15 protein-coding genes and 1 pseudogene are annotated in these 16,695 nt (G+C 59.5%); 3 read left to right on the forward strand and 13 right to left on the reverse strand.

Annotated elements, in window-relative coordinates; all coding sequences use genetic code 11:
- Positions 1 to 118 precede the first annotated feature (118 nt).
- The 6 genes from MMG91_RS28420 to MMG91_RS28445 form a co-directional block, all read right to left on the reverse strand.
- Positions 119 to 1,072: an adenosine deaminase gene (locus MMG91_RS28420; protein WP_310661403.1), complete on the reverse strand. Its 954-nt coding sequence runs from the start codon at positions 1,070 to 1,072 to the stop codon at positions 119 to 121.
- Positions 1,073 to 1,153: 81 nt separating this feature from the next.
- Positions 1,154 to 2,119, reverse strand: coding sequence for a 2-oxoglutarate and iron-dependent oxygenase domain-containing protein (locus MMG91_RS28425; protein ID WP_310661404.1), 966 nt, complete (start codon positions 2,117 to 2,119; stop codon positions 1,154 to 1,156).
- A 157-nt stretch (positions 2,120 to 2,276) separates the two neighbouring features.
- Positions 2,277 to 3,359: a BMP family ABC transporter substrate-binding protein gene (locus MMG91_RS28430; RefSeq protein WP_310661405.1), complete on the reverse strand. Its 1,083-nt coding sequence runs from the start codon at positions 3,357 to 3,359 to the stop codon at positions 2,277 to 2,279.
- 253 nt (positions 3,360 to 3,612) lie between these two features.
- On the reverse strand, positions 3,613 to 4,971 hold the full coding sequence (locus MMG91_RS28435; RefSeq protein WP_310661406.1) for an 8-oxoguanine deaminase: 1,359 nt from the start codon (positions 4,969 to 4,971) through the stop codon (positions 3,613 to 3,615).
- 266 nt (positions 4,972 to 5,237) lie between these two features.
- Positions 5,238 to 5,924, reverse strand: a complete 687-nt coding sequence (locus MMG91_RS28440; protein ID WP_310661407.1) for an SDR family oxidoreductase — start codon at positions 5,922 to 5,924, stop codon at positions 5,238 to 5,240.
- A 25-nt stretch (positions 5,925 to 5,949) separates the two neighbouring features.
- Entirely contained in the window at positions 5,950 to 6,300 is a 351-nt protein-coding gene (locus MMG91_RS28445) for a MerR family transcriptional regulator (RefSeq protein ID WP_310661408.1), read from the reverse strand.
- Positions 6,301 to 6,382: 82 nt separating this feature from the next.
- Here MMG91_RS28445 and MMG91_RS28450 point away from each other — a divergent pair, with 82 nt between their 5' ends.
- Entirely contained in the window at positions 6,383 to 6,805 is a 423-nt protein-coding gene (locus MMG91_RS28450; RefSeq protein WP_310661409.1) for a hypothetical protein, read from the forward strand.
- A 94-nt stretch (positions 6,806 to 6,899) separates the two neighbouring features.
- Here MMG91_RS28450 and MMG91_RS28455 read toward each other — a convergent pair.
- The 7 genes and pseudogenes from MMG91_RS28455 to MMG91_RS28485 all read right to left on the reverse strand — a co-directional run.
- A pseudogene (locus MMG91_RS28455) lies at positions 6,900 to 6,995 on the reverse strand (ABC transporter permease); the annotation flags it as partial.
- Between the two features lie 16 nt (positions 6,996 to 7,011).
- Positions 7,012 to 7,938, reverse strand: a complete 927-nt coding sequence (locus MMG91_RS28460) for an ABC transporter permease (RefSeq protein ID WP_310661410.1) — start codon at positions 7,936 to 7,938, stop codon at positions 7,012 to 7,014.
- On the reverse strand, positions 7,938 to 9,044 hold the full coding sequence (locus MMG91_RS28465; RefSeq protein ID WP_310661411.1) for an ABC transporter permease: 1,107 nt from the start codon (positions 9,042 to 9,044) through the stop codon (positions 7,938 to 7,940). The genes MMG91_RS28460 and MMG91_RS28465 overlap by 1 nt, the downstream gene beginning before the upstream one ends.
- Before the next feature lie 11 nt (positions 9,045 to 9,055).
- Positions 9,056 to 10,621, reverse strand: a complete 1,566-nt coding sequence (locus MMG91_RS28470) for an ABC transporter ATP-binding protein (RefSeq protein WP_310661412.1) — start codon at positions 10,619 to 10,621, stop codon at positions 9,056 to 9,058.
- Between the two features lie 619 nt (positions 10,622 to 11,240).
- The gene (locus tag MMG91_RS28475; RefSeq protein WP_310661413.1) at positions 11,241 to 11,822 is read right to left on the reverse strand and encodes a YigZ family protein; all 582 of its coding nucleotides are present in this window, start codon (positions 11,820 to 11,822) and stop codon (positions 11,241 to 11,243) included.
- Between the two features lie 7 nt (positions 11,823 to 11,829).
- The gene (locus MMG91_RS28480; protein WP_305448093.1) at positions 11,830 to 12,480 is read right to left on the reverse strand and encodes a TetR/AcrR family transcriptional regulator; all 651 of its coding nucleotides are present in this window, start codon (positions 12,478 to 12,480) and stop codon (positions 11,830 to 11,832) included.
- A 120-nt stretch (positions 12,481 to 12,600) separates the two neighbouring features.
- Positions 12,601 to 13,521 carry a LysR family transcriptional regulator gene (locus tag MMG91_RS28485; RefSeq protein WP_008006295.1) on the reverse strand — a complete coding sequence of 307 codons (921 nt, stop codon included), beginning with the start codon at positions 13,519 to 13,521 and terminating at the stop codon, positions 12,601 to 12,603.
- A 139-nt stretch (positions 13,522 to 13,660) separates the two neighbouring features.
- Between MMG91_RS28485 and MMG91_RS28490 the strand changes: the two genes are divergently transcribed.
- Both MMG91_RS28490 and MMG91_RS28495 read left to right on the forward strand, forming a co-directional pair.
- The gene (locus MMG91_RS28490; RefSeq protein ID WP_007906809.1) at positions 13,661 to 15,010 is read left to right on the forward strand and encodes an aspartate aminotransferase family protein; all 1,350 of its coding nucleotides are present in this window, start codon (positions 13,661 to 13,663) and stop codon (positions 15,008 to 15,010) included.
- A gap of 63 nt (positions 15,011 to 15,073) precedes the next feature.
- On the forward strand, positions 15,074 to 16,567 hold the full coding sequence (locus MMG91_RS28495; protein WP_310661414.1) for a CoA-acylating methylmalonate-semialdehyde dehydrogenase: 1,494 nt from the start codon (positions 15,074 to 15,076) through the stop codon (positions 16,565 to 16,567).
- Positions 16,568 to 16,695: the final 128 nt, after the last annotated feature.

Below are 16,695 nucleotides of genomic sequence, written 5' to 3' on the forward strand. Positions count from 1 at the left end.
CCTGCGCAAGACACAAGCGGGCTTGCTCGCGAAAGCGGTAGGCCAGTCGACATCATCGTTGACTGACACGCCGCCTTCGCGAGCAAGCCCGCTCCCACATTGGGTTCTGCGGTGAACCTTAAGGTTTCACCAACCGTGCATCCAGGCTGTTCTGCGCCAAGCGCTTGGCCTGATCCTGGGTCATGCCCAGATCGGTGTACAGCGCGTGGAAGTTCTCGGTGACATACCCGCCGAAGTAAGCCGGGTCATCGGAGTTCACCGTGACCTTCACTCCGCGCTCAAGCATGTCGAGGATGTTGTGTTGAGACATGTGATCGAACACGCAGAGTTTGGTGTTCGACAACGGGCACACGGTCAGCGGGATCTGCTCGTCGATGATCCGCTGCATCAAGCGCTCGTCTTCGATGGCGCGCACGCCATGGTCGATGCGCTGGATTTTCAGCAGGTCGAGGGCTTCCCAGATGTACTCGGGCGGGCCTTCTTCACCGGCGTGCGCGACGGTCAGGAAGCCTTCGTTGCGCGCACGATCGAACACCCGCTGGAACTTGCTCGGCGGGTGGCCCATCTCCGAACTGTCCAGGCCCACGGCGACAAACGCATCGCGGAACGGCAGCGCTTGGTCGAGGGTTTTCTGCGCTTCGTCTTCACTCAAGTGACGCAGGAAACTGAGGATCAAACCGCTGGTGATGCCCAGTTGCTGCTCGCCATCCTTCAATGCGGCGGCGATGCCGTTGAGCACTACTTCGAACGGGATGCCACGGTCGGTGTGGGTTTGCGGGTCAAAGAACGGTTCGGTGTGAATCACGTTCTGCGCCTTGCAGCGCAACAGGTAGGCCCAGGTCAGGTCGTAGAAATCCTGAGAGGTGCGCAATACGTCGGCGCCCTGGTAATACAGGTCGAGAAACTCTTGCAGGTTATTGAAGGCGTAAGCCTTGCGCAGGGTGTCGACATCGCTCCACGGCAGGGCGATCTTGTTGCGTTCGGCCAGGGCGAACAGCAGCTCAGGCTCCAGCGAACCTTCCAGGTGCAAGTGCAATTCTGCCTTGGGCAGAGCGTTCAGCCAGTCGTACATTTTTGAAATCTCATCAGGTGCAATGGGGGCATTCTACAGATGCCCGCCGAAACAATGAGCAAAACCTGACCAGCCGGTTCATTACACGGCTTCCTGTTGTCGTCGATAGGCGTAGGTATCGGCAAAGCGCGACAGCAGGAACTCGGCGCAGGTGGTGGCCGGATACTTCGCCGGATGTTGATCGTCCTGGCAACCGGGCAGGCATTCTATGGCAGTGTCGGGATGCGGTTCGGCAAAGAACGGCATCGAGTACCGATCCACCCCCAGCGGGCTGATCACCCGGTGCGGCGTCGACAGGTAACGGTCGTTGCTCCAGCGCGCCATCATGTCGCCGAGATTGACCACGAACGTGCCTTCGATCGGCGGTGCATCGATCCATTCGCCCTGCACGTTGCGCACTTGCAGTCCGCCAGCGGCATCCTGATAGAGCAGGGTGATGCAACCGTAATCGGTGTGAGCGCCGGCACCTTGCTGATCTTTGGTGCTGGCAGTGTGGCGCGGCGGGTAATGAATCATCCGCAGCACGCTGACCGGTTCTTTGAAACGGCTATCGAAGAAATCGCGCTCGATGCCCAGCGCCAGGGTCATGGCTCGCAGCAGGGTTTGAGCGAGCGCCTGCATGTCGACGTAGTGTTGCTCCATCAGCGATTCCCAACCGGGCATCGACGGATGACGGTTGGGACCGCGCAAAGGTTTTTCCGCAATAACCTCGGGATGATCGGCCGGCAGGTGCAGGCCCATGTCGAAGGTTTCTTTCAGATCGCTGGGTTTGCTCGGGTCGAGTTGCTCGGTGGCGATGGCGCCATAGCCGCGGTGGTGGCGGGTCTGGGTGATGTCGATCTTGAGTTTTTCGGTGGTGGGCAGGGCGAAGAAACGTTGGGCATGGTCGAGTACGGCGTCGATACGCGACGGGGCAATCGGGTGGCCCTTGATATAGAAAAAGCCCCATTCCCGGCAGGCGCGGTCGATTTGAGTGGCGACCGATTGCCAGGCGTTTTGATCAGCGTTGTAGAGCGGGCTGATGTCGATGATTGGGAGGCTGTTCATGCGATTGTCCTGAAGAGTACGCAGATTAAAAAAGCACTGCAGAGCCCTGTGGGAGCGGGCTTGCCCGCGATAGCGAACTGACCGTCAACAATGATGTTGAAGGTGATGGCCTCATCGCGGGCTAGCCCGCTCCCACAGGGTTTCATGTCTGGCTAAGTCACTTCGGCATCTCGGCCTTCATGCCTTCGACGTAGTAGTTCATCGACGCCAATTCCGCATTGGTTGCCGTCGCGCCCGCCGGGATTTTCTCGACACCGGCCTGATCCTTGATCGGCCCGGTGAACGGATGCAGGGCACCGCTCTTGATGTCGGCAATGATCTGCTCAGCTTCGGTTTTCACCGCAGCCGGCACCAGGTCGCTGATCGGTAGCTCAACCGTGCCTTCCTTCAGACCACCCCAGTAATCCTGGGATTTCCACGTGTGGTCGAGCACACTTTGAGTCGCCTGAATGTAATGCGGCCCCCAGTCATTGACGATAGACGTCAGCACCGCTTTCGGCCCGAAGTGCGCCATGTCCGATGCATAACCGACGGCATACACGCCGCGCCGTTCGGCCGCCTGGATCGGTGCCGGGCTGTCGGTGTGCTGGAACACCACATCCACGCCCTGATCGATCAGCGCATTGGCGGCGTCGGCTTCCTTGCCCGGGTCGAACCAGGAGTTGACCCACACCACTTTGATCTCGGTGCCCGGGTTGTACTTGTTCAGGGCCAGTTGAATGGCGTTGATGTCGCGGATGACTTCCGGGATCGGGAACGAGGCGACGTAGCCGACTTTCTTGGTCTTGGTCATCTTCGCCGCGAGGAAACCGCCGACATAGCGGCCTTCATAAGTGCGCGCCAGGTAAGTGCCGAGGTTTTTGTCCTGCTTGTAGCCAGTGGCGTGTTCGAAGGTCACTTTGGGAAATTGTTTGGCGACTTTCAGGGTCGGATTCATGTAGCCGAAAGAGGTGGTGAAAATCAGGTCGTACTTGTCCTTGGCCATGTTGCGGATCACCCGCTCGGCATCGGCGCCCTCGGCGACGTTCTCCACGTAGTTGGTGGTGATCTGCTCGCCGAACTTCTCTGCCAGCGCCTTTCGTCCCTGTTCATGCTGATACGTCCAGCCGTGGTCACCGATCGGGCCGATATAGACGAAGCCGACTTTCAGCGGGTCGGCAGCACTGGCGGTCAGGCTGGCGCTCAGACCGATGGCTGCGGCGACAGCGCAGAGCAGCTGCTTCAACGGACGTTTATGCATGAACTGGAACTCCATTTTGTTGTGAGATGGAGGAGGGCAATGCAAATTGCTGACCAACAGGACAACAAATGGATCGAAATCGCGTAACGGCCGTCGCGGGCAAGCCCGCTCCCACATGACCTGCGCAAATCCTGTGGGAGCGGGCTTGCCCGCGAAGAGGCCCTGACGATCACCACAGAACCATCCCGGTGCGCCCTCACCAATCCACGCCATTCACTGGTGCGGGCGGCTCCCACAATAGGTCTACGTCGATTTAGACGCCGGCGATCAACTGCCGAGCTGCCTGGCTGTGATCGGCAATCAACCCTTTCAGATCCAGTTCTTCAACCTGCCCGTCGATCACCCGCCACTTGCCACCGACCATCACCCGGTCCGCCCGATCCGCGCCGCAGAGCAGCAGCGCCGACACCGGATCATGGCTGCCGGAGAAGCGCAGTTCATCCAGTTTGAACAGCGCCAGATCCGCCTGCTTGCCCACCGCCAGTTCACCGATATCGGTGCGCCCGAGCAAACTCGCCGAGCCTTTGGTCGCCCAGCCCAGTACCAATTCCGGCGTAATCTTTTCCGCGCCATAACGCAGCCGCTGGATGTACAGCGCCTGACGGGTTTCGAGGATCATGTTCGACGCATCGTTGGACGCTGAGCCGTCCACGCCCAGACCCAACAGCGCACCCGCAGCGGTCAGGTCCAGCGTCGGGCAAATGCCGGAAGCCAGGCGCATGTTCGAACTCGGGCAATGGCAAATACCCGTGCCGGCCGCGCCGAGTCGGGCGATTTCGTCGGGGTTGAAATGAATGCCATGAGCCAGCCACGTGCGTGGGCCGAGCCAGCCGACGCTGTCCAGATAATCGACGGTGCGTAGGCCGAAACGCTGCAGGCAGAAGTCTTCTTCGTCGAGGGTTTCCGCCAGGTGCGTGTGCAGGCGCACGTCGAGGGAGTTCGCCAGTTCGGCGCTGGCGGACATGATCTCCGGGGTTACCGAGAACGGCGAGCACGGTGCCAAGGCGATTTGAATCTGCGCACCATCACCACGCTCGTGGTACGCGGCAATCAAACGTTGGCTGTCGTCGAGGATCACTTCACCTTGCTGGACGGTTTGCTGCGGTGGCAGGCCGCCGTCTTTTTCGCCAAGGCTCATGGAACCGCGAGTGAGCATGGCGCGCATGCCCAGTTCGCGAACACTCTCGACCTGCACATCGATTGCGTTTTCCAGGCCTTCCGGAAACAGGTAATGGTGGTCGGCGGCTGTGGTGCAACCGGACAGCAGCAACTCGGCCAACGCGACTTTGGTGGCGAGGGCAAGTTTTTCAGGGGTGAGGCGAGCCCAGACCGGATAGAGGGTTTTCAGCCACGGGAACAATGGCTGATTAACCACCGGTGCCCAGGCACGGGTCAGGGTTTGGTAGAAGTGGTGATGGGTGTTGATCAGCCCCGGCAGAATCACATGTTCGCGTGCATCGAAAACGTGGTCGCAGGGCGCGGAGGGTTGCTGACCGGCGCTGAGCACTTCGACGATCAAACCGTCTTGCAGCACCAGACCGCCACGGGCATCGAGCGCGTTGGCCGTGAAAATGGCGAGGGGATTTTTTAACCAGGTACGGGTCGCAGGCATGGTGGCCGGCTCCTCTGAAAGTTGGGTTCAGGGTTGCCAGCTCAGTGTTGCCCTGTCTGCTGATCCAGGGTCGCCGCGGGGGCGAGCTGCGGAGTTTCGAACAAAAAAGCTTCGCGGGCAAGCCTCCCCCGGCCAGACGATGCAGAACCCTGTGGGAGCCGGGCTTGCCCGCGATGCAGGCACCTCGGTCTTTCAGCGATACCGAGGTGATGCTATCGCAGCGGTGCGGCGATCCGACAAGCCAGCTCCCACAGGGAACAGTGGTGTTACCAGGGAATGGTCTCGCCCCTGTAGTTCACAAAATGATGCCCGCCCTTGCCGGCATACGCATTCACCTGATCGATCAACCCGCGGGTGCTGGTTTCCACATCAATGTCCGCGCCTTCACCGCCCATATCAGTCTTCACCCAACCCGGATGCAGCGACAGCACGGTGAGTTTCTGTTCGCCCAGTTGCGTGACGAAGCTGTTGGTCATGGAGTTCAGCGCCGCCTTGCTGGCCTTGTACAGCGCCAGCTCCGGCGCGTCGGGCATGGTCACGCTGCCGAGCACTGAACTCATGAACGCCAGCACGCCGCTGTCTTCACGAATCTGCCCGACAAAACGCTGGGCCAGATTGATCGGCGCCACGGCGTTGGTGAAGAACAATTGACCGACCTCGGCCAACGTCGCGCCGCCCGGCGTCTGGACCTCCGGGCCCTTGACCCCGGCATTCACGAACAACAAGTCGAACACTTCACCCTTGAGTTGTTGGCTCAGGGCGATGACCGCTTGCTGATCGTCCATATCGAGTTTTTCGATCCGCACCTTGCCCAACGCTTGCAAGGCTTCGGCGCTCTGCGGGTTGCGCACGGTGGCGGTGACTTGCCAGCCGTCGGCCAGCAGGGTTTTCACCAGACCGAGGCCCAAGCCTCGGGAGGCACCGATGATGAGTGCGGTTTTTGCCTTGGACATGAATGGCTTCCTTGATAGATGAGAATCACGGATTCAAAGGACAATGTTGGCTGAGCCGATGTTGCAGTTCCTGACGCAAGACATCGAGTTCGGCGATGCGGGTTTCGATCAGGTTCAGTTTGTCTTGCAGCAGTTGGGTAACGGCATTGGCTGGGTCGGGCGCCTGCCACAACGCGGCGACGCTGCTGCCGATCTCGCCGAGGGTAAAGCCCAGTCGCTGAGCGGTCTTGATGTACAGCAGCAGTTGCACCATCTCCGCCGGATAGTCGCGATAACCATTGGCGCTGCGTTGCGCGGCGATCAATCCGCGCTGCTCGTAAAAGCGCAACGTGTCGCGGCTGACGGCGCTGGCCTGGGCTAATTCACCGATGCGCATCTAGATGTCTCGAGAGGGCTTGACCCTGGAGCATACTCCAGGCTTTAGCCTTGTTGCTCCCTGAATTTATGGAGCAATGCCGATGTGGACTTCAACCCAATATCGTCAAGTGGTGCGGGGCAGTGCGTGGTACGACCTGATCGTGACCGCTGCTTTTGTAACGCCGTGGAGTTTTGCGGCGTTGCATGGCCTGTTGTTGAGCCTGAGTCAGACTTTCAATTTGCCTGGCGAGCTACCGCCGTTCGAGCCGATGCACATGTTGATGGCTAATCTGTTGGGTTCGATTGTGTGCGTGTGGGCGGTGTTGCGGATTCGTGATCCGCAGCAGGTGTTTGGGCGGTATGACGCGGTGGGGAGGTTTCTATTTTCGGCTTGGCAGCTGTATGCCTTGCTCCACGGCGCCAGCTCATTGCTGGTTGTTTTCTTGATCTTTGAATTGGCGTGGGGCGTTGTTCAAGTGTTGCCTGTTCGGGCGCCTTCGCGGGCAAGCCCGCTCCCACAGTGATTTTGGCGAACACGGAATTTTCGACCGACACAAACCTGTGGGAGCGGCGGTGCGGCGATCCGACTTGCCCGCGATGAGGCCCTTGAAGCCTCCGCTAATGCCCGGCCTGCCACGGCTGTCCCAACGACACCGGCGCATACAACCGTGTGCGCACGGCATCCCGGGACAGCAGCACCAACACCACAATGGTNCCCTTGAAGCCTCCGCTAATGCCCGGCCTGCCACGGCTGTCCCAACGACACCGGCGCATACAACCGTGTGCGCACGGCATCCCGGGACAGCAGCACCAACACCACAATGGTCGCGACATACGGCAGCATCGCCAGCAGGCTCGACGGAATCGCCAGCCCCAACCCCTGCGCCACCAAATGCAGGATGCTGGCGAGACCGAACAGATACGCACCGAGCAGCAATCGCCACACCCGCCAACTGGCAAACACCACCAGCGCCAAGGCAATCCAGCCGCGACCGGCGCTCATGTTTTCCGCCCACATCGGCGTGTAGGCCAGGGACAAATAACCCCCGGCCAACCCCGCCATTGCCCCGCCGAACAGCACCGCCAGCGTGCGCACGCGCAACACCGGCAAACCCATGGCACTGGCCGCGTCCGGGTTTTCGCCGACCGCCTGAATGATCAACCCGACACGACTTTTCACAATCACCCAGGCCACCAGGGCGAACAGTGCGAACGACAGATACACCAACAAGTCCTGGGCAAACAGCATCCGCCCGATCAGCGGGATTTCACTCAACAACGGAATCGCCACCGGCTCGAAACCCGCCAACGGTTTGCCAACCCACGCTGCGCCGACAAAGGTCGACAGACCCACGCCGAAGATCGTCAACGCCAACCCGGTCGCTACCTGATTGGCGTTGAACACCAGTGCCACCAGGGCAAACAGCGACGACAACAGCGTCCCGGCGAGCATCGCCAGCAACACGCCAAGCCAGAGGTTGCCGCTGTTCAGCGCGACGATAAAACCGATCACCGCCCCAAACAGCATCATGCCTTCCTGACCCAGATTGAGGACGCCACTCTTCTCGCAAATCAGCTCGCCCAGCGCCACCAGCAACAACGGCGTACCGCAGCGAACCATGGCGTAGAAAATATTGCTCAGCAGATCGATATCCATCACAAGGCTCCTGCGTGTTCGGCGGTGGTCGAAGTACGCCGTGCCCAGCGCAGGTTCAAACGCGGTCGGTAGAGAATCAGCACGTCACTGGCCAGCAGGAAAAACAGCATCATCCCCTGGAACAATTGAGTGATGGCTTGTGGCAGGTTCATGCTCATCTGCGCGCTCTCGCCGCCGATGTACAGCAGCGCCATCAACAAGCTGGAAAACAGAATGCCGATGGGATTCAGTCGCCCGAGAAACGCCACGGTGATCGCCGCATAGCCGTAACCCGGCGAGATCTGCGGCACCAATTGGCCGATCGGCCCGGTGACTTCGCACACGCCAGCCAGCCCCGCCAATCCACCGCTGATCAACAATGCCAGCCAGATCAGCCGCTTCTCGCGAAAGCCGACGAAACCGGCGGCGCGCTTGTCCAGCCCAAGCACTTTGATCTGGAACCCGACAAAGCTTTTCTGCAGCAACACCCACACCGCCACCAGCGCGAGCAAGGCAAAATAGACCCCGGCGTGAACCCGGCCGTCCTCCATCAACAGCGGCAGGCGACTGGCATCGCCGAACATCGCCGACTCTGGAAAATTGAACCCGGCCGGGTCCTTCAGCGGGCCGTGGACGCAGAACAGCAGCAGGTTCAAGGCGATGTAATTGAGCATGATGCTGGTGAGGATTTCATTGGCGTTGAAGCGCGTGCGCAACCACGCCGTCAGCCCGGCCCACGCGGCGCCGGCCAGGGTGCCGGTGAACAGAATCAACACCAGCGCCCAGCGACTTTGCATATCGATGATGTTCACCGCCAACGCACTGCCAGCGAGGGCGCCAAGCAGCAACTGACCTTCGGCGCCGATGTTCCAGATTCGCGCCTGATACGCCACCGCCAGGCCCAATGCACAGAGCAGAATCGGCAATGCCTTGACCAACAGTTCGGAGACGCCATACAGATCGCTGATCGGTGCAATCAGCAACGTGTGCAAGGTCAGCAACGGATCGTGGCCCAGCGCGATAAACAGCAATGAGCCACAGACCAGCGTCAATACGGCCGCCAGCAAGGGCGAGCACCACAACATCAGGCGTGATTGCTGGCCACGGGGTTCGAGAGAAAGCAGCATGTGAAACTCCGTTAAAGCGCTACGGGGGCAGGTGATTGAGGCGCGTCGAACTGGCCGGCCATCCAGCCGCCGACTTCGCTCAGATGGGTGTCGACGGTGGCCTGCAATGGCGACAGTCGACCGCTGCACAGGGCGCCGAGGCGGTCGCTGATCTGGAACAATTCGTCGAGGTCTTCAGAGATCACCAGAATCGCCGCGCCAGCATCGCGCAAGGCAATCAACGCCCGGTGAATGGTCGCGGCCGCGCCGACGTCCACGCCCCAGGTCGGGTGTGCGGCCACCAGCAATTCAGGCTGTTGAAGGATCTCCCGGCCGAGGATGAATTTTTGCAGGTTGCCGCCGGACAGACTGCGAGCCGGCGCCTGGGCATCGGGTGTCTTGACCCCGAAGCGGCGAATGATGTCTTCGGCCAGCGCTTCGACCTTACCGCGCTGGATCAGCCCGTTGCTGACCAGCCCTTGTTGAAACGCGGTGAGCAGTGCGTTATCCGCCAGGCTCAGTTCAGGCACCGCGCCATGGCCCAGTCGCTCGGCGGGGACAAATGCCAGGCCAAGTTTACGTCGAGCATCTGGCCGCAAATGGGCCACCGGTTGCCCGCCGAAACTGATCGTTGCGCTGTGATCGCGGGGCAACCGTTCTTCACCACTGAGCAAGGCCAGCAACTCATCCTGACCATTGCCGGCCACCCCGGCGACTCCCACGATTTCGCCGCTGCGCACGTCGAGATCAATATTCTTCAGAGAGCAGCCAAACGGGTCCGGGTTGTGCCAGGACAACCCCGTCACATTCAAAAAAGCATCAGCGCCCATGACCTTTGGATAGTCGGTGATCAGCTCGGCGGCTTCACCGACCATCAATTGCGCCAGTTGCCGGTCTGAGCACTCCGCCGGCACGCAATGCCCGGCCACCCGACCTCCGCGCAACACCGTAGCGCTGTGGCACAACGCGCGCACTTCGCCGAGCTTGTGGCTGATAAACAGAATGCTGCAGCCCTCGGCGGCCAGTCGGCGCAAAGTGACGAACAACTCATCGGCCTCTTGTGGAGTCAGTACCGACGTCGGTTCATCGAGAATCAGCAGGCGAATGTCCTGCATCAGGCAGCGAATGATTTCCACCCGTTGACGCTCGCCGATGGACAGGCTGTGGACAAGTCGCTCCGGTTCCAGCGCCATGCCGTAGCGCTGGGACACTTCACGAATCTTCGGCTCAAGCTGCTTCGGTGTTCCTGCCGCAGCGCCCATTGCCAGCGCGATGTTCTGCGCCACGCTGAGGGTTTCGAACAGCGAAAAATGCTGGAATACCATGCCAATCCCGAGGCCGCGCGCCTGGGCCGGATTGCGCATGGTCACGCGCTGGCCCTGCCAGATCATCTCCCCTGAGTCGGCGTGAGCGACGCCGTAGATGATCTTCATCAGAGTACTTTTGCCTGCACCGTTTTCGCCGAGCAAGGCGTGGATTTCACCGGGCGCGATGCTCAAGTCGATGGCGTCGTTGGCCAGGCAACCGGGGTAACGCTTGCTGATTCTGCGCAGTTGCAGGCGAGGTATTTGATCGGGGATCGGCACGGGGTTGGACATGACAGGCTCAGGTCGACAGAAGTTATACCTGGGGATAAAGCAATTTCCTGGCCATTGAGTCAGGAAATCGACAAGGCCTTGCTGGAATAGGGGTTGTGGAGGATGCCCCGTCATATTCCAATTCCGAATCAGGCACCACTTGAGGGCACGTTCTTTGATCAGGCTCTGGTTTTGCGCGCGGTGAATTGATCAGAAAACGAGCAATACCCTGCAAGCTATGGCGGACATGGGGCTGCGCCAGCCATGAACGGGTTATCCACAGGTTGTTCCACAGTATTTGTGCGCAAGCCGGCCGGAGGGGCATAAGCACTGAGGGGCTTTCTTCTAATGGCGATAAACCGCTCTAACTGATTGTTTTTACGTGGAATAAATGTTGTTGTTGGGGATTTGGATGAAAAATGAACAAAGCCCGCAAAGCCGCATGACAGAAGGGTTACAGCGGAATGTGCTCAGGTTATCCACAGCCGGGTGCACAGCAGATGTGGGCAAGTATCGAGAGTAAGGAAAACCGGGGTGCCCCAAAAGATCGCAGCCTGCGGCAGCTCCTATGGGATTGGGTTTCTTACGGATGTACACGGTCGGCGTAGGAGTTGCCGAAAGCTGCGATCTTTTGTTTCTTTTATCGCTGCAACAAAATACGCCCGCGACTCAAATCCGCCAGCTGCATCTGCAAGGTATCTATCTGCCCCTCGCCGATCGCCAATTGCAGTTCCACGCCATTGGCCGTGAAGGTTTCTTCCACGACCAAACCGCCCAGTTCCGCTACCCGCAGCTTCACCAGCGCCAACTCGCCAAACGCACAGGCACAACTGACCGGCACCCGGCTGATCAGTTCGACCTTCGGCGCCCCTTGCAGGCATTTGTTGGCACCGCCGCCATAGGCACGGGCGAGGCCGCCGGTGCCCAGTTGAATGCCGCCATACCAGCGGATCACCAGCACCACGACCTGATCGCAATCCTGCGCTTCGATCGCTGCCAGAATCGGCCGGCCAGCGGTGCCACCGGGTTCGCCATCGTCATTGCTGCGGTATAGATCGCCGAGTTTCCAGGCCCAGCAATTGTGCGAGGCGTTCAAATCACTGTGCTGCTCGATGAACGCTTGGGCATCAGCTGCGCTAGTGATTGGCCCGGCGAGGGCGATGAAGCGGCTTTTGCGAATCTCTTCGCGGTATTCGCAAAAACCGCTGAGGGTAAAAGGCATAAGTGTCTTAGATGGCAGGCGTCAGGCCGCAGCCTTTGAGAATGATGCGGATCAGGTTGTTGCCGGCGTCTTCCATGTCTTGCTTGGTCAGTTTGGTGCGCCCGGTGACACGGCAAATCTGCGTGGCAAAATCGGCGTAATGCTGGGTGCTGCCCCACAGCAGGAAGATCAGGTGTACCGGGTCGACCGGGTCCATTTTGCCGGCGTCGATCCACGCCTGAAACACTGCGGCCCGGCCCTGAAACCAGGTGCGGTAGTCCTGATTAAAATGCTCGCTCAGGCATTCGCCGCCGCTGATGACCTCCATGGCGAAGAGCCGCGAAGCCTGGGGCCGGCGCCGGGAAAACTCCATTTTTGCGCGGATGTATCGGGTGAGCGCCTCCGCCGGATCATCCTCGACGGTCAGGGTATTGAAAGTGCTGTCCCACAATTCAAGAATGTTACTCAGCACAGCCACGTACAAACCAAGTTTGTTGGTGAAGTAGTAATGCAGATTCGCTTTGGGTAATCCGGCATTCTGCGCGATGGTGTTCATGCTGGTGCCTTTGAACCCGTGACGGGCGAACTCGTCTTCGGCGGCTTTGATGATGGTCTCTTCGTTCTTCTGACGAATGCGGCTGGCGGGCTTGCCGCCGTGGGCTGGGACTTCAAAGGTCATAGGCACTTCCGAACAGATAAATGGGTGCAACCAGATGCGTTGATAGCGCACCCGCAGGCCGCAGACAAGTCCTGTTGCGATAAAACCTTGACCACCGCAATCGCTGTGGGATTTTCTTATTTAGCGCGTCGCCGCCAGGCTCTCCAGAAAACTCTCCAGCACCAAGTGGGGACGACGCCCCTTGCGGGTGACCGATGCCAGACTCAGGTCATAAAAACGCGCCTTGGGTTTCAATGCACGCAATCGGCCCTGCTGCACCCAGAGGCTGGCGTAATGATCCGGCAGATAACCAATGTAGCGCCCGGTCAGAATCAGAAATGCCATGCCTTCGCGATCCGATGCACTGGCGGTGCAGTTGAGCGCCTGATAGTGAGCCTGGATCTCGGCGGGCAAGCGGAAGGTCGGGGCGATGGCGTCCTGGCTGTTGAGACGCTCATCGTCCAGTTGTTTGTCGTCGACATAAAACAACGGATGGCCGACCGCGCAATACAGCAACGAACGTTCGCTGTAGAGCGGCTGATATTCCAGACCCGATAGCGCACTGGCCTGCGGCACCACGCCAACATGCAAGCGACCGTCGAGCACGCCTTGTTCGACTTCATTGGGCGCGATCATGCGGATCTGGATCTGTACGTCCGGGCCGCGCTCCTTCAATTGCGCCAGGGCATGGGTGATGCGCATGTGGGGCAGGGTGACCAGGTTATCGGTCAGGCCGATGGTCAACTCACCGCGCAAGTGCTGGTGGAGGCCGTTGACCTCGGTGCGGAAACTTTCCAGCGCACTTAATAGCTGCAGCGCTGATTGATAGACCTCGCGGCCTTCTTCGGTCAGGGAAAAACCGGCGCGACCGCGTTGGCACAGACGCAGACCGAGGCGTTGCTCCAGATCGCTCATCTGCTGGCTGATCGCCGAGCGACCGATCCCCAGCACCGATTCTGCCGCGGAGAAGCCACCGCACTCCACCACGCTGCGGAAAATCCGCAACAGGCGAATATCAAAGTCACTGACTTGCGCTAAAGGATCGGGACGACGGCTGCTCATGCTTTGTTTACTCAATGTTTAGTGGTGGCCTGACTGAAGGTTACAAAAGTTGGATTTCACCGACTTTATCTCCGTGGCAATTTAGCTGCAAGAACGCTTTTCATCTCCACGCCGCTTATTGCCCTGCGAGGTTTTGCCCATGAACGTGCCTGAAAACGCCCCGACTTCCCTGGCCAGCCAGCTCAAGCTCGATGCTCACTGGATGCCCTACACCGCGAACCGCAATTTCCAGCGCGACCCGCGACTGATCGTGGCTGCCGAGGGCAGTTGGTTGACAGACGACAAGGGCCGCAAGGTCTACGATTCGCTCTCGGGTCTATGGACCTGCGGCGCCGGGCACACCCGCAAGGAAATTCAGGAAGCGGTGGCCAAGCAATTGGGCACCCTCGATTACTCGCCGGGCTTCCAGTACGGTCACCCGCTGTCGTTCCAGTTGGCCGAGAAAATCACCGACCTGACGCCGGGCAATCTGAATCACGTGTTCTTCACCGACTCGGGTTCCGAGTGTGCAGACACGGCGGTGAAAATGGTGCGTGCTTACTGGCGCCTGAAAGGCCAGGCCACCAAAACCAAAATGATCGGTCGTGCTCGTGGTTATCACGGCGTGAACATCGCCGGCACCAGCCTCGGCGGCGTGAACGGCAACCGCAAACTGTTCGGTCAGGCGATGATGGACGTCGATCACCTGCCGCACACTTTGTTGGCGAGCAATGCTTTCACTCGTGGCATGCCGGAGCAGGGTGGTATCGCGCTGGCGGATGAATTGCTCAAGCTGATCGAACTGCACGATGCCTCGAACATCGCAGCGGTATTCGTCGAGCCACTGGCTGGTTCCGCTGGTGTGCTGGTTCCGCCGCAGGGTTACCTCAAGCGTCTGCGCGAGATCTGCGATCAGCACAATATCCTGCTGGTGTTCGACGAAGTGATCACCGGTTTTGGTCGTACCGGTTCGATGTTCGGCGCCGACAGCTTCGGCGTGACGCCGGACCTGATGTGTATTGCCAAGCAAGTCACCAACGGCGCGATCCCGATGGGTGCCGTGATTGCCAGCTCCGAGATCTATCAGACCTTCATGAACCAGGCGACGCCTGAATACGCTGTGGAGTTCCCGCACGGCTACACCTATTCCGCGCACCCGGTGGCTTGTGCTGCTGGCCTGGCAGCACTCGACCTGCTGCAAAAGGAAAACCTGGTGCAGAGCGTGGCGGAAGTGGCGCCGCATTTCGAAAATGCATTGCATGGTTTGAAGGGCTCGAAAAACGTCATCGACATTCGTAACTACGGGTTGGCCGGTGCGATCCAGATTGCACCTCGCGACGGCGATGCCATCGTGCGTCCATTCGAAGCCGGCATGGCTCTGTGGAAAGCCGGGTTCTACGTGCGCTTCGGCGGCGACACCCTGCAATTCGGCCCAACCTTCAACAGCAAGCCGCAAGACCTCGATCGTCTGTTCGACGCGGTCGGCGAAGTGCTGAACAAGATCGACTGATTCCCCTTCTATATAAAGGCGTCCTTTCAAAGGACGCCTGTGGACAATTTTCAGGAGCCCCGCATGAGCCTCATTCCGCATTTGATCAATGGCGAACTGGTGACCGAAGATGGTCGCACGGCCGATGTGTTCAACCCGTCCACCGGTCAGGTTATCCACAAGCTGCCGTTGGCCAGCCGCGAAACCGTTCAGAAAGCCATCGACTCGGCCAAGGCTGCGTTCCCGGCCTGGCGCAATACGCCAGCGGCCAAACGCGCTCAGGTGATGTTCCGCTTCAAGCAACTGCTGGAACAGAACGAAGCCCGTATCGCACAACTGATCAGCGAAGAACACGGCAAGACCCTGGAAGATGCGGCCGGTGAATTGAAGCGCGGGATCGAGAACGTCGAGTTCGCCTGTGCTGCGCCGGAAATTCTCAAGGGCGAGTACAGCCGCAACGTTGGGCCGAACATTGATGCCTGGTCGGATTTCCAGCCATTGGGCGTGGTGGCCGGTATTACCCCATTCAACTTCCCGGCCATGGTGCCGCTGTGGATGTATCCGCTGGCGATCGTCTGCGGTAACTGCTTTATTCTGAAACCGTCCGAGCGTGATCCAAGCTCGACGCTGCTGATTGCTCAGCTGCTGTTGGAAGCTGGCCTGCCGAAAGGCGTGCTGAGTGTGGTGCATGGCGACAAGGCCGCGGTGGATGCTTTGATTGAAGCGCCGGAAGTCAAAGCGCTGAGCTTTGTCGGTTCGACACCGATTGCCGAATACATTTACGCCGAAGGCACCAAGCGCGGCAAACGCGTCCAGGCGTTGGGCGGGGCGAAGAACCATGCGGTATTAATGCCGGATGCGGATCTGGATAACGCAGTCAGCGCACTGATGGGCGCGGCGTACGGTTCGTGCGGTGAGCGCTGCATGGCGATCTCGGTGGCTGTGTGCGTCGGCGATCAGGTGGCGGATGCGTTGGTGGCCAAACTGGTTCCGCAGGTCAAGGCGCTGAAAATCGGTGCGGGTACGACCTGTGGTCTGGACATGGGGCCGCTGGTTTCCGGTCAGGCTCGCGATAAAGTCAGTGGCTATATAGAAGACGGCGTTTCAGCAGGTGCGACCTTGGTGGTGGATGGTCGTGGTCTGAGCGTGGCCGGTCATGAGGAAGGTTTCTTCCTGGGCGGTTGCCTGTTCGATAACGTCAAGCCAGAGATGCGCATCTATAAAGAAGAGATCTTCGGGCCGGTGCTGTGTGTCGTTCGGGTCAACAGCCTGGAAGAAGCGATGCAACTGATCAACGATCACGAGTATGGCAACGGCACCTGTATCTTCACGCGTGATGGGGAAGCGGCGCGGCTGTTCTGCGATGAGATTGAAGTGGGCATGGTCGGCGTCAACGTGCCATTGCCGGTGCCAGTGGCTTATCACAGCTTTGGCGGCTGGAAGCGTTCGCTGTTCGGCGATCTGCATGCGTATGGTCCGGATGGCGTGCGTTTCTACACTCGTCGCAAGGCTATTACCCAGCGCTGGCCGCAACGAGCGAGCCATGAGGCTTCGCAATTCGCATTCCCTAGCTTGTAAGTAGAAGGGCAGAAGGCCGACCTCAAGAGGTCGGCCTTCGTGTTTTCGGGCTTTTTGGATTTATATGACAGAAATGTGAAAATTGGAGTTGACGGCAGATTCTGGAAGTCTATAATTCGCCCCACTTC

Origin of the sequence: Pseudomonas sp. JL3 (genome assembly GCF_031570575.1) — a bacterium.
In the GTDB taxonomy this organism is placed as follows: domain Bacteria; phylum Pseudomonadota; class Gammaproteobacteria; order Pseudomonadales; family Pseudomonadaceae; genus Aquipseudomonas; species Aquipseudomonas cucumis.